The sequence below is a fragment of the Streptomyces sp. NPDC050528 genome, from assembly GCF_044457795.1.
Lineage (GTDB): Bacteria > Actinomycetota > Actinomycetes > Streptomycetales > Streptomycetaceae > Streptomyces.
This window is the reverse complement of the sequence record NZ_JBITHH010000016.1, coordinates 212708-226070: the sequence shown is the minus strand read 5'-3', so window position 1 is coordinate 226070 and position 13363 is coordinate 212708. Positions and strand designations below refer to the sequence as shown.

12 protein-coding genes are annotated in these 13363 nt (G+C 69.8%); 4 read left to right on the top strand and 8 right to left on the bottom strand.

The window, feature by feature from the left end; all coding sequences use genetic code 11:
• Positions 1 to 9 precede the first annotated feature (9 nt).
• The 4 genes from ACIBK4_RS42675 to ACIBK4_RS42660 all read right to left on the bottom strand — a co-directional run bounded on the left by ACIBK4_RS42675 (position 10) and on the right by ACIBK4_RS42660 (position 4077).
• Positions 10 to 1305, bottom strand: a complete 1296-nt coding sequence (locus tag ACIBK4_RS42675) for an MFS transporter (RefSeq protein ID WP_399004182.1) — start codon at positions 1303 to 1305, stop codon at positions 10 to 12.
• Entirely contained in the window at positions 1302 to 2627 is a 1326-nt protein-coding gene (locus ACIBK4_RS42670; RefSeq protein ID WP_399004180.1) for a GH1 family beta-glucosidase, read from the bottom strand. Before ACIBK4_RS42670 ends, ACIBK4_RS42675 begins: the two co-directional genes overlap by 4 nt.
• 71 nt (positions 2628 to 2698) lie before the next feature.
• Positions 2699 to 2965, bottom strand: coding sequence for a protealysin inhibitor emfourin (locus ACIBK4_RS42665; protein ID WP_033285972.1), 267 nt, complete (start codon positions 2963 to 2965; stop codon positions 2699 to 2701).
• A 44-nt stretch (positions 2966 to 3009) separates the two neighbouring features.
• Positions 3010 to 4077: a M4 family metallopeptidase gene (locus ACIBK4_RS42660; RefSeq protein ID WP_399004178.1), complete on the bottom strand. Its 1068-nt coding sequence runs from the start codon at positions 4075 to 4077 to the stop codon at positions 3010 to 3012.
• Between the two features lie 302 nt (positions 4078 to 4379).
• Between ACIBK4_RS42660 and leuA the strand changes: the two genes are divergently transcribed.
• The 3 genes from leuA to ACIBK4_RS42645 all read left to right on the top strand — a co-directional run bounded on the left by leuA (position 4380) and on the right by ACIBK4_RS42645 (position 8487).
• Positions 4380 to 6113, top strand: coding sequence for a 2-isopropylmalate synthase (gene leuA, locus ACIBK4_RS42655; RefSeq protein ID WP_399004176.1), 1734 nt, complete (start codon positions 4380 to 4382; stop codon positions 6111 to 6113).
• A gap of 196 nt (positions 6114 to 6309) precedes the next feature.
• Positions 6310 to 7014, top strand: a complete 705-nt coding sequence (locus ACIBK4_RS42650; protein ID WP_366434811.1) for a TerB family tellurite resistance protein — start codon at positions 6310 to 6312, stop codon at positions 7012 to 7014.
• A gap of 279 nt (positions 7015 to 7293) precedes the next feature.
• On the top strand, positions 7294 to 8487 hold the full coding sequence (locus tag ACIBK4_RS42645) for an exo-alpha-sialidase (RefSeq protein WP_399004173.1): 1194 nt from the start codon (positions 7294 to 7296) through the stop codon (positions 8485 to 8487).
• Positions 8488 to 8514: 27 nt separating this feature from the next.
• On the opposite strand, the gene ACIBK4_RS42640 is transcribed toward ACIBK4_RS42645, so the two are convergent.
• Positions 8515 to 9450, bottom strand: coding sequence for an SDR family oxidoreductase (locus ACIBK4_RS42640; RefSeq protein WP_399004171.1), 936 nt, complete (start codon positions 9448 to 9450; stop codon positions 8515 to 8517).
• Positions 9451 to 9506: 56 nt separating this feature from the next.
• Complete coding sequence (locus tag ACIBK4_RS42635; RefSeq protein WP_399004169.1) at positions 9507 to 10136, bottom strand: NADPH-dependent F420 reductase; 630 nt, start codon at positions 10134 to 10136, stop codon at positions 9507 to 9509.
• A gap of 237 nt (positions 10137 to 10373) precedes the next feature.
• On the opposite strand from ACIBK4_RS42635, the gene ACIBK4_RS42630 reads away from it, so the two are divergent.
• Positions 10374 to 11276: a LysR family transcriptional regulator gene (locus tag ACIBK4_RS42630; protein WP_399004258.1), complete on the top strand. Its 903-nt coding sequence runs from the start codon at positions 10374 to 10376 to the stop codon at positions 11274 to 11276.
• 70 nt (positions 11277 to 11346) lie between these two features.
• On the opposite strand, the gene ACIBK4_RS42625 is transcribed toward ACIBK4_RS42630, so the two are convergent.
• Both ACIBK4_RS42625 and ACIBK4_RS42620 read right to left on the bottom strand, forming a co-directional pair.
• A complete protein-coding gene (locus ACIBK4_RS42625; protein WP_399004167.1) occupies positions 11347 to 12282 on the bottom strand; it encodes a dihydrodipicolinate synthase family protein in 936 nt (311 codons plus the stop codon).
• Positions 12279 to 13337, bottom strand: coding sequence for an oligopeptide/dipeptide ABC transporter ATP-binding protein (locus ACIBK4_RS42620; protein WP_399004165.1), 1059 nt, complete (start codon positions 13335 to 13337; stop codon positions 12279 to 12281). The genes ACIBK4_RS42625 and ACIBK4_RS42620 overlap by 4 nt, the downstream gene beginning before the upstream one ends.
• Positions 13338 to 13363 lie beyond the last annotated feature (26 nt).

Sequence of the window (13363 nt, the reverse complement as noted above, 5' to 3'; positions counted from 1 at the left end):
CGCGCCCGTTCAGTCCACGCCCCGGATCCGCCGCACCAACAACGCCCCCGCCATCCCGATCACCGCGGACACCAGATACAGCACCCGGTACCCGCCCAGATACGTCACGATCGGCGCGGCGAGGGCGGGTGCGGCCACCTGCGGCAACGCGTTCGCCACGTTGATCACGCCCAGGTCCTTGCCGCGGTCCAGGGCCTTGGGGAGGACGTCCGTCATCAGGGCGAAGTCGACCGACGTGAAGACGCCGAAGCCGATGCCCAGGACCGCCGCCGCGACGACCGCGCCCGGCCAGGTCTGCCAGCCCGCGAGGACCGCCGTCGCCACCGCCATCAGCACGCCGGACCAGAGCACGAACGGCTTGCGGCGGCCGACGCGGTCCGACCAGACCCCGCCCACCACCACCGTGGCCAGCAGCGTCAGGCCGTTCACCGCCGTGAGGATCAGGACGCCCTGGTCGGGGTCGTGGTAGTGCAGGCGGTCCCGCAGGTAGTAGAGGAGGTACAGGAGGACCAGGGCATTACTCAGGTTGATCAAGAAGCGGGTCAGCCACGCCCAGCCCAGGTCGGGATAGCGGCGCGGGCTCAGCCAGAAGCCCCGCACGAAGCCCGGCCAGGACCACACCGGCCTTTCCGTGGGCGGGAGTTGGAGATCCTTGTAGCGGAGTACGTACGGCAGCACGCCCACCGCCGTGAACACCGCGCACGCCACATAGCCCGCCCCGATGCCCCCGGCCGCCGTCGCCAGCCCCGTACCGCCCACCACGCCCAGGATCTGCGCGGCGCCCAACCAGCCGCCCACCGAGCCCCGTTGGAGGCGCGGGACGCGGTCGGGGACGGCCGCCGTGACCGCCGCGAAGGCCGCGTTCAGGGTGAGCTGGACCAGGCACCAGCCCAGCGCCATCGTCCACACCCCGCCCGCACCGGCGAGCAGCAGCAACGACAGCGCCCCGCCCGCCGCCCCGCCCACGATCCACGGCGTACGGCGGCCCCACCGCGCCGTCGTCCGGTCGGACAGCGCGCCGAAGAGCGGATTGGCGACCAGCGACACCAGCGCGCCCGCGCCCGTCACCCACGCCAGCATCGACTCCTTGGACATGCCGGTGCCGGGCGCGAAGTCCTTGGCCTGCGAGGCGAGCAGGATCTGCAGCGGGCCGTACCAGCCCACCCAGATCGCCCCGTTGGCGAGCGACAGCGCGGACGTCCAGCCCCGGCCCACGCGTTCGACGGGTTCGGCCAGGGCGAGCGCCGAAGTGGCCGTGGAGGGAGCCGGGTTGCCGTCGTCCACTGAACTCCCCGTCGTCGTCATCTCTGCGCCCGCAGCATGCCCTGGAACCAGCCGTACGACGCCTTCGGAGTGCGTGCCTGTGTCGCGTAGTCCACGTGTACGAGGCCGAAGCGGCGCTCGTAGCCCTCCGCCCACTCGAAGTTGTCGAGGAGCGACCACACGAAGTAGCCGCGTACGTCCACGCCCGCCTCCAACGCCCCGTGCAGCGCCCGGACATGGCCGTCGAGGTAGGCGATCCGGTCCTGGTCGTCGATGCCGTCGTAGGAGCAGCCGTTCTCGGTGATGACGACGGGCGGGAGGCGGTCGCCGTAGCGGTCGCGGAAGGTGGTGAGGAGTTCGGTGAGGCCCTCGGGGACCACCGGCCAGCCGAAGTCCGTCACCGGGACACCCTCGATCTCCCGTACCGAGAAGGGGAGTTCGGCCGGGAGCGTCAGGCCGCCGAACTCGATCTCCGCGCCCTGGGGTGCCCCGACCTTGCTCGGCGCGTAGTAGTTGATCCCGTACCAGTCGATCGGCTCGGCGATCACCTTCAGGTCGGACTCGACGTCCCCCGGCATCAACTCACCCAGCCCGGACGGGTATTCGCCGAGCAGGAGGGGGTCCGCGAACAGGCGGTTGAGGAGCAGATCGTAGAAGTTCGCCGCCTCTATGTCCTCCGGCTCCTGTGACGCCGGCCAGGTCGGGCCGTGGGAGTTGGCGATCCCGATGTCGGTGGCACCGGCCGCGCGCAGGGCCCGTACCGCCAGGCCGTGGGCCAGGAGTTGGTGGTGGGCGACCGGCAGCGCGTCGAAGAGGAGCGTCTTGCCCGGTGCGTGGGCGCCCAGTGCGTGGCCCAACAGGGTGTGTTCCGCGGGCTCGTTGAGGGTGATCCACTTCTTCACCCGGTCGCCCAGCCGGTCGGCGACGACCGACACGTACTCCGCGAAGTGGGACGCCGTGTCCCGCTGCAACCAGTCCCGCGTCACCGGGAGATCCCAGTGGAACAGGGTCGGGACCGGGCGTACGCCCGCCGCGCACAGGTCGTCGACGAGGCGGTCGTAGAAGTCGAGGCCGCCGGGGGAGTTCACGCGCGGCCAGGAGATCGAGAAGCGGTACGCGTCCACGCCCAGGTCGGCCAGGAGGGTCACGTCCTCGCGGTGGCGGTGGTAGTGGTCGCAGGCCACCGCCGCCGTCGAGCCGTCCTTGATCCGGCCCGGCTCGGCCTCGAACCGGTCCCACACGGACGGTTCGCGTTCGTCCGCCGCGCCCTCGATCTGATGGGCCGAAGTCGAGACGCCCCAGAGGAAGTCGGCCGGGAACCGAGGGATCGGGTTGCCTGCATCAATCGCCATGCGCCGGATCATCGGTACCGGCGGTAACGGGTGTCAACGGGCGGGCGTGAACAAGCAGTTACGCCCCACCCGTCGACACCCGTTCAGGCGCCTTCCTTCAACACCCTTGAGATCAGCTCCCGTTGATCGTCGGTGAGCCGGGGGTCGGCCGTGTGCACCGTCTTCCCGTCCACCGTGATCTCGTAGTGGAAGCCGTCCGGGACTCCCGTCGTGGGAGCGCTGTGCCCGGCGGCGACCGCCCGTTCGGCCAGCGCGTGCCACTCGTGGGCGTCGGGCCGCGTCGAGGTGTCGACCTCGCCGCGGCGCTGGATACCGCCGAACCCGCCCGTGCGTCGTACCTGAATACGCATGGGCCCTGTCTAGTACGGATACGGGTCCGGCGCGACCGTCGCGACTACGAGGTCGGGACTCCGACCTGCTCCCATGCCTTCGTCACGGCCTGCAGTTCCTCGCCGCCGTCCCCGAACCGGGTCTTCGCGGCGGCCACCGTGAGCTTGGCGAAGTCCGCGAACAGGGCGTCCTTCTTGAGCTCGCCGCCGGTGAGGACGTCGTACCAGATCTGGCCCGCCTTCTCCCAGGCGTGCCCGCCGATCGCGTCGGCGACCAGGTAGAAGGCGTGGTTGGGGATGCCGGAGTTGATGTGCACGCCGCCGTTGTCGCTGCCGGTGTTGACGAAGTCGTCCATCGTCGCGGGCTGCGGGTCCTTGCCGAGGGCGTCGTCGTCGTAGGCCGTGCCCGGGGCCTTCATGGAGCGCAGGGCGACGCCCGAGACGCGCGGGGCGAGGAGCCCGGCGCCGATCAGCCAGTCGGCGTCGGCGGCGGTCTGGCCGAGCGTGTACTGCTTGATGAGCGAGCCGAAGACGTCGGAGATCGACTCGTTCAGGGCGCCGGACTGGCCGAAGTAGGTCAGGTTCGCGGTGTACTGCGTGACGCCGTGGGTGAGTTCGTGGCCGATGACGTCGACCGGGATGGTGAAGTCGAGGAACAGCTCGCCGTCGCCGTCGCCGAACACCATTTGCTCGCCGTTCCAGAACGCGTTGTCGTACTTCACGTCGTAGTGGACGGACGCGTTGAGCGGCAGGCCCTGGCCGTCGATGGAGTGGCGGTTGAAGGCGTTGAGGTACAGCTCGAAGGTGGCGCCGAGCCCGGCGAAGGCGCGGTTGACGGTGGCGTCCTTGCCGGGGTCGTCGCTCTCGGCGCGCACCTTCTTCCCCGGCAGGTCCTGCTTGTGCTTCGCGTCGTAGATCGTGCGCTGCGGCTTGTCGGACGCGACCGGCGCGGCGATCGACGGGGCGCCGATGACGGTGGTCAGCCGACGGTGGGTGCGCTCGTAGGCGTCGCGCTCCAGGGTCTCGCGGGCGGGACCGGAGAGCGCGGGGTCCTCGTGCTGGGCGAGCTTGTCGAGGACATGCGGCGGGACGATCGTGCAGAAGACGGGCTCGAAGCCCCCGTGAGTCGTCATGGTCGGCACCCTGGCACCGAGTGACGCGGATGTCACTACCGGCAACCATGATTGGTGGAAAACGCGGACATTCATCACAGTCTCGTAGCGGAGAGTGGTATACGACGGCGAATATCCCGCATAGTGATACGGCCCCCCGCACGGCGTACGACTCGGCTACTCTGCTGAGCATCATGCGTATCGGGCTGCTTCTCCTTAGCTGCCGCGGCGAGGGCCTGTAGTCGTAGGCCGACCCCCTCCCCGCGGAGTCTGGCGTTGCGCCGTCGGCCGTCCTTCAGGACACCACGAGGAGCCCCCGCATCATGGCAAGCAGCCGCGTCAATCGCCAGCAGCCCAGTTCCATGCCGATCCACAAGTACGGCCAGTACGAGCAGGTCGACATCCCCGACCGCACCTGGCCCCAGCAGCGGATCACCGTAGCCCCCCGCTGGCTCTCCACCGACCTGCGTGACGGCAACCAGGCCCTGATCGACCCCATGTCACCGGCGCGCAAGCGCGCGATGTTCGACCTGCTGGTCAAGATGGGCTACAAGGAGATCGAGGTCGGCTTCCCGGCCTCCGGCCAGACCGACTTCGACTTCGTGCGCTCGATCATCGAAGAAGAGGGCGCGATCCCGGACGACGTCACCATCTCCGTGCTGACGCAGGCCCGCGAGGACCTGATCGAGCGGACCGTGGAGTCCCTGAAGGGCGCCAGGCGCGCCACCCTGCACCTGTACAACGCGACCGCGCCCGTCTTCCGCCGCGTGGTCTTCCGCGGCTCCAAGGACGACATCAAGCAGATCGCCGTCGACGGCACGCGTCTGGTGATGGAGTACGCCGAGAAGCTGCTGGGCCCCGAGACCGAGTTCGGGTACCAGTACTCGCCGGAGATCTTCACCGACACCGAGCTGGACTTCGCGCTGGAGGTCTGCGAGGCCGTCATGGACGTCTGGCAGCCCGGCCCGGACCGCGAGATCATCCTCAACCTGCCTGCCACCGTTGAGCGTTCGACCCCGTCCACGCACGCGGACCGCTTCGAGTGGATGGGCCGTCACCTGTCCCGCCGCGAGCACGTGGTGCTGTCGATCCACCCGCACAACGACCGCGGTACGGCCGTCGCCGCCGCCGAACTGGCGCTGATGGCCGGCGCCGACCGCGTCGAGGGCTGCCTGTTCGGTCAGGGCGAGCGCACCGGCAACGTCGACCTGGTCACCCTGGGCATGAACCTGTTCTCGCAGGGCGTCGACCCGCAGATCGACTTCTCCAACATCGACGAGATCCGTCGTACGTGGGAGTACTGCAACCAGATGGAGGTCCACCCGCGCCACCCGTACGTGGGCGACCTGGTCTACACGTCCTTCTCCGGCTCCCACCAGGACGCCATCAAGAAGGGCTTCGACGCGATGGAGGCCGACGCGGCCGCCAAGGGCGTCACCGTCGACGACATCGAGTGGGCCGTCCCGTACCTGCCGATCGACCCGAAGGACGTCGGCCGCTCCTACGAGGCCGTCATCCGGGTCAACTCGCAGTCGGGCAAGGGCGGAATCGCGTACGTCCTGAAGAACGACCACAAGCTGGACCTGCCGCGCCGGATGCAGATCGAGTTCTCCAAGCTCATTCAGGCCAAGACGGACGCCGAGGGCGGCGAGGTCACCCCGAAGCAGATCTGGGCGACCTTCGAGGACGAGTACCTGCCGAACCCGGACAACGCCTGGGGCCGTATCCAGGTCAAGAACGGCCAGTCGACCACCGACACCGACGGCGTGGACACGCTCAAGGTGGAGGCCACGGTCGACGGCGTCGACACCGTCCTGACCGGCTCCGGCAACGGCCCGATCTCCGCGTTCTTCGACGCCCTGGGCTCCGTCGGCATCGACGTACGGCTCCTGGACTACCAGGAGCACACGATGAGCGAGGGAGCCTCCGCGCAGGCCGCCTCGTACATCGAATGCGCGATCGACGACAAGATCCTGTGGGGAATCGGCATTGACGCGAATACGACACGTGCGTCCCTGAAGGCGGTCGTCTCGGCCGTCAACCGCGCTACCCGCTGAACCATCCTGACCGGCGGTTTACTCGTCGTCGAAGGGCCCCGCGCGCCGGTCTCCGGCGGGCGGGGCCCCGTCGTTTCCCGGCCAATCCGTGTGCAGGTCACGGAGAGGTCTCGTCAGGGGTACTGACTCCGGCTCGACAATGTGGCTAACATCACGCCAGCGCGGCGATGTTGCCGCGGCGTTACGGAGGTGCGACGTGCTGCCTGAACGGGGACGAAACGGCCGGGCTGTCCATGAGGGCCGTGCGGCACGCGTGCTGGGCATCCGTACCGCGTGGACCAGCGTCGGAGACGGCGAGTTCTTCTGCCCCGGATGCGGGGGCGACCGCAACTACCAGCGGCTCACCGGGCGCCGCCGCTTCACCCTGCTCGGCATGCCGGTGCTGCCGCGCGGTGACACCGGCCCGGTCGTCGAGTGCGCCGCCTGCCAGGGCCACTACGGCACCGACGTCCTCGACCACCCCACCACCAGCCGCTTCTCCGCGATGCTCCGCGACGCCGTGCACACGGTCGCCCTCGCGGTCCTCGCGGCGGGCGGCAGCTGCGCCCGTACGTCCCTGGAGGCCGCCGCGGGCACCGTGCGGGCCGCCGGCTTCCAGGACTGCACGGAGGAACAGCTCGGCGCGCTCGTCGAGGCCCTGGCCGCCGACACGGGCCGCGTCTTCGGCGAACCCAGCGGAGCGGGCCTCGCCATAGAACTCCACGAGGCGCTGGATCCCCTGGCCCCGCACCTCGCCCCCGCAGGCCGCGAATCGATCCTCCTCCAGGGCGCCCGCATCGCCCTCGCCGACGGCCCCTACACACCGGCGGAACGCGACGCCTTGGCGACGGTCGGCGCGGCTCTCACCATCTGCTCGGACGACGTGACACGGCTGCTGGCGGCGGCGCGTACGCCGTCGTAGGCGGACCCGCTCCCCGGCCCTCCTCCCTCGGCACGGACACTCGTCCGGCCGAACTCCTCGATGCGGTCCGCCGTGTGCCTCGCCGCGCGCGAACGTCGGGTGATCGTCGTGAAAGACGCACGTCAGGCGTGTCATGGGCGAGTTGGGGCGCGGTGGCCGGGACAGGTGGTGCCGGTGGCGTGCGCGTCGTGGGGCACGCGTCCGGGCCGGTGACTCCGGGGAGGCTGTGACGGACAGGTCGGCGTCGTCCCGCGAGGGCGACCTCCGCAGGGGAGAGCGATGACCATCCTGAGCCGCACGCTTCTCGTAGCAGCAGTACTGGTTGCTCCGATCACCTTCGCCGGGAACGCCTCCGCGCGCTCCGGGTGCACCTCGTCCGTGCCCTACGTCTCCGGGGACGGCGGCTACGACACCTACCGCATCCCGGCGGCCGTCGTCACCGGCCAGGGCACCGTCCTCGCCTTCGCCGAGGGACGGCACAACAGCGCGGGCGACACCGGCAACATCGACGTCGTCCTCAGACGCTCCACCGACGGCGGCTGTACCTGGGGCCCGATGTCGGTGGTGGCCGCCGGCGACGGGGACACCCGGGGCAACCCGGCCCCCGTCGTCGACCCCCGCACCGGCGCGATCGTGCTGGTCACCTCCTACAACAGCGGGGTGGTGACCGAGGGCCAGATCATGCGGGGCGAGGTCACGGCGGAACAGAGCCGCCGCGTCTTCGTGCAGCGCAGCTGGGACGACGGCCGGAACTTCACCGCTCCGCGCGACATCACGGCGGAGGTGAAGCCGTCGAGCTGGCGCTGGTACGCGACGGGGCCCGGGCATGCGGTCGCGCTGACGCGGGGGCCGCACGCGGGGCGCCTGGTGATCCCGGCCAATCACTCCGCGGCCCCGCCGGCCGGTTCCTCCGACACCGGGCAGGAGGCGAAGTACTACGGCGGCCACGACCTGTACAGCGACGACGGGGGCGAGACGTGGCGGGTGGGGTTCGTGGACTCCACGTACGACGGGATCGACAACGCGAACGAGTCCTCCGCGGCCGAACTCCCCGACGGGCGGCTGTACTTCAGCTCCCGGGATCAGCTGGGCACGAGTACGGGCAACCGGCTCGACACGTACTCCGGTGACGGGGGTGCGAGTCTCGACCGGCCCTACTCCGTCCAGCACACGTTGGACGACGTGCCGGTGGTGGAGGGAAGTGTGCTCCAACTGCCGGGCGAGGGGGCCCCGTTGCTGTTCTCGGCGCCGTCCGTTCCCAACGTGCGGCAGGGGATGGCTGTTTGGCGGAGTTCGGACGGTGGGGGGAGCTTCGTGAAGGCGGTGACCTTGTCGGGGGAGTGGGCGGGGTACTCCGATCTGGTGGACGTGGGTGGGGGCACTGTGGGGGTGCTCTATGAGACCGGGGCGGCCGGCGCGTACGACACGATCGAGTTCCGGCGCTTGCCGACGACCGCCCTGAGCGGCGGCTGACGGCCCTGGGGACGCGGGTCCCTGCCGTCAACTGGCGGGGAAGTAATGGCCGTTGTCCAAACCGGCGAGCAGACCGGGCTGCGCGGGTTCCCAGCCGAGGGTCCGGCGGGTGACGAGGTTGGACGCCGGGTAGCTCTGCGTGACGATGTTGGCGAGGAACCCGAAGTATCCCGGCACCATCAGCTCGTCCACGGGAATGCTGACGGCGGGCAGGCCCAGACGGCTGCCGATGGCCTCGGCGATCTCGCGGAACGGGATGCCCCCGTCCCCGACCGCGTGCCAGTACGTGCCGGCCGGCCCCTTCTCCAGCGCCAGGCGGAACAAGGAGGCGACGTCGCGGATGTGCACGGCGTTCCACAGGTTCGCGCCGTCTCCGGGGTAGCCGACGAAACCCTTCTCCTTCGCGAGCGCGATCAGCACGGTGAGGAAGCCGGCCCGATCGGTCGTGCTGTGCGCGATGTTGGCGATCCGCACGACCGAAGAGCGCACGTTCTGCTCGGCGAGGCCGATCACGGTGGTTTCCACGACGTTGCGGACCCGCAGGGTGCCCTTGTACGCGTCGCCGCCGGGAAGGGCCGGGTCCTCTTCGGTGGCCGGCCGGCCCAGGTTCCCCGGCGAGCCTATGCTGCCCGCCGCGACCAGCGGCTTTCCGGTTCCCGCGAGTGCCTCGCCGTACGCGAGCATGATCGGGACCTCCGCGGCGGCCACGGCGTCGAGCCCGCCGGAGGGAAGCAGGTCCTGCCGGTGCGCGACGTGGACGACGCCGTCGGAGTCCGCGGCCGCCTCCTTGAGCCCGTCGAGATCCTGGATGTCGCCGCGACGCAGCTTCGCGCCGAGCGCGGACAGCGCCGCCGCGGCGGTGTCCGACCGGGCCAGGCCGGTGACCTCGTGCCCGGCGGCGATGAGCTCGGGGACGATGTACGAACCGGAATGGCCGGTCCCGCCGGTGACGAAAACGCGCATGCTGCTGCTCCTTGTGAATGATGTGGGCGAGAAGTGGTGGTGCGGGTGCGCTGCGCTCAGCCGAGAACGCTGACGCCGAGGAAGAAGTCGGTGTGCTTGACGGAGTGGGCGACGAGGCCGAGTTGCAACAGGGCGACGTTCTCCAGTGCCCGCGCCATCGGCAGCTCCCCGGCGTCCATCGGGCGCAGTCCCAGGCTCTCGATGAACGCCGACACGCGTGCCTTTGCCTGTACGTCGCCGGCGATGAACACGTCCAAGGTGCGACCCTCGGCCGGGCCGGCCGCCAGCACATGGGAGAACAGGGTGTTGAACGCCTTGACGACCTGCGCGTCGGCGGGGGCCGCCTTGGCGATCTCCTGCGCGCCGGAACTGTCGTCGGGAACAACGAACCCCTGAAGGTCGGGGGCGACCGGGTTGGTGATGTCGATGATGACCTTGCCGCGCAGTGCGTCCCCGTACCCGCTCACCACCGCCGCCGCACCGGCGTACGGCACGGCGAGGACAACGATGTCCCCGGCCGGGACGGCACCGGGCGCCCCGACCGTGGCGCCGTCGAGCGTGCCGGCCAATTCCTTGGCCTTGGCCGGGTCGCGGCCGATGATCTCGACGGCGTTGCCGCCGGCGAGCGCCCGGCCGGCCAGGGCGCCGGCCATGTTCCCCAGGCCGACAATGCTGATGCTGCTCATGGGTGTGCCTGCTTTCGGTTGTGTCGTCGACGCCGTCGAATTCTGGTACCGAATTCTGGTACCGAATTCTGGTACCGAAGTGTGGTACCGAATTCGTGCGTCGAATTCTGGCGCCGAATTGGTTTCGGCCTCACCAGGTACTCATTCAGGTTGCCATTGACCTGAGTTGGTGTCCAAGACTTGTTTTAGTCGTGGTGATACCCTGAATGCATCACCGTGCCGGGAGGCGCTATGGATCTGGATCTGGACCTGCGCAAACTGCGTTATTTCGTCGCCGTGGCCGAGCGGTTGCACTTCGGCCGCGCCGCCGATGAGCTGCATATCGCGCAGCCGGTGCTCAGCCGGCAGATCCGCGCGCTGGAGCAGGATCTGGGCGTCTCGCTGTTCACCAGGGACCGCCACGGCGTGGAGCTGACCGACGCGGGTCGGCAACTGCTGGCGGACGCCGGTCCGCTGCTCGCCTCCACGCACGCGGTCCGCCGCCGGGTGTCCGCGGCCGCCGGAGGCAAGCGGCGGCTGATGGTCGGTTTCCGGGCCGGCGTTGCCGTCACCCCGGCGGCCCGTGCGTTCGAGGCCCGGCACCCGGACGTGGTCGTGGACGTGCAGCGGATCGAAGGGGACGATCAGGCTCCGATGCTGCTCGACGGCCGCATCGACGTCGCCTATGTCCGGCTGCCCATCGACGAGACCGGCCTGCGCGTCACCCCGCTCTACACCGAGCCGCGGGTGGCGGTGCTGCCCGCCGGTCACCGGTTGGCCGGCAAGGAGGAGGTCACCGAGGCCGACCTGGCCGGCGAACCGCTGCTCTGGCATGCCGACCCGAGCACGCAGCCCACCAGGCGCCCGCACCCCAACGCCGGGTACGTGGTGCGCGGGGTGGACGAGACGCTCGAACATGTCGCGGCCGGCCGGGGCATCTCGTTCCTGGCCCGTTCGGCGACCGTGTTCTCCTCACACCCGGACGTCATCTATGTGCCCATCCCGGATCTGGCGCCCGACCAGGTGTGCCTCGCGGTGGCGGCGTCGCACACCTCGCCCATGATCGACGACTTCTTCACCGCGGCTCAGGAGGCGGCGGAGATCACGGCGGAATGCGGGAATTATGAAATGTGGCGGCTTGGAATCGATGCCGTTTCATAGTGCGGGTCAGCGGTCCGGTTGGCGACGAATTCCGTGAGGCATTAAACGGGTGGGTGGGTGGGAAATGTGGTTACAGCAACCCCGCCCCCGCCAAAAACTTCCCGACCCGCTCCACCTCATCCGCCGACAACGACACCTGAGGCTCCGCGGTCGCCGCACACTCGATAACCCCCCGCAGATGCAGCGCGGCCTTGAACGCCCCGAGCGCCGACGAACTGCCCCCCATCCGCGCCGGGTCCCCCACGCTCACCAGCCCGAACAGCGCGCACAACCGCTCCTGTTCGGCACGGGCCCGGTCCCAGTCGCCGGCCCGGCACAGCGCGTCGAGGCGGACGTACCCGTGCGGATCGACGTTGGCGAGACCCGGCACCGCCCCGTCCGCGCCCAACGCCAGTGCGGAGTCGACGAACAGTTCGGACCCGGTGAGCACGCTGAACCCGGTGATGCCCGGATGGACACGCGCGCCGGTGACGACCGTACGGAATCCGGCGAGGTCCCCGCTGGAGTCCTTGAGGCCGGCCAGAACGCCCTCGGCGGCGAGTTCGAGGACGAGGTCGGACGGCAACTTCGTATGGACGGAGGCGGGGAGGTCGTAGGCCACCACGGGAACCGGTGACGCGGCGGCGACCAACCGATAGTGGCGGGCGATCTCCGCGGGATGGGTGCGTGTGTAGAAGGGCGCGGTCACTACGACCGCGTCCGCACCCGCGTCCGTCACGGCGGCCACATGGTCCAGAACCCGGGGCGTCGTCATGTCGATCGCCCCTGCGAGCACCGGCAGTTGACCCCCCACATGAGCGACCACCGCCTCCACCACACACCTGCGCTGCCGGTCCGTCAGATACGCGGCCTCCGACGTTGACCCGAGCAGGAACAGTCCGTGCACCCCCGCCTCGACCAGGTAATCGACAAGCCTGAGAAGCGAACGGACGTCCACCTCGCGTTCCGGTGTCAGGGGCGTGCAGACGGGCGGTACGACACCGGTCAGCGGGGCGGGGAGGGTCATGAAGGCTCCATGGGGCGGCTTTGGCGAACGAGGTCGCGGGTGGACAGGTCCTCCTCCACAGGATGGTGGCAACGGTAGAGATGTCCCGGTGTCGACGCGGCCGAGAAATCCGGCATGGTGGCGGCACACACATCGTCCGCCTTCCAGCACCGCGTACGGAACGGACACCCGCTCGGCGGATGCGTGGCCGACGGCACCGGACCGATCAGCGGGATCGGGTCGATGGGGTGGAGCAGCCCGGGGGTCGCCGAGAACAGGGCGCGGGTGTACGGGTGCCGGGCCCGGTCGGTGACCTGGTCGGCCGGGGTCTCCTCGACGATCCGGCCCAGGTACATGGTGATCACCCGGTCGCTCATCCGCCGTACCGTCTGGATGTCGTGCGACACGAACACCAGGGCCAGGCCCAGCCGTTCCTTCAGGTCGAGGAGGAGGTTGAGGATCTGGGCCCGGACCGAGACGTCCAGCGCGCTGGTCGGTTCGTCGGCCACGACGAGGTCGGGGTCGAGCGCCAACGCCCGTGCGATCGCGACGCGTTGGCGCTGCCCGCCGGAGAGCTGCCCCGGCAGACCGTCCGCCAGCGCACGCGGAAGGCCGACCAGTGACATCAACTCCCGTACCCGGTCCTCCCGTTCGGCCTTCGTCCCGCGACTGTGCACGTCCAGCGGATCCCGCAGTATCTGCCGGATCGTCAGCCGCCGGTTCAACGCGGTAGACGGATCCTGGAAGATCATGCCGATCCCGGTACCCACCGCGGCCCGCCGTTCACCGTCCGGCATCGACCACAGATCCCGCCCCCGCAACGACACCGTCCCGGCCGTCGGCCGCTGCACCCCCACCAACACCTTGGCCAACGTGGACTTCCCACACCCGGACTCACCGACCACACCGACCGTCTCACCGGCCGCGATGACGAGATCGGCGTCAGTCAGGGCGAACACCCGATCCCGGCTGAACAACCCCCCACTGCGCGCCTTGTGCACAACATGAGCACCGACCAACTCGACGAGCCCACCGCCCACTTGACCACCTTCCACCTCAACACCCGCACCTTTCATACGGCCCACCCCCCTGCCTTCAGGGG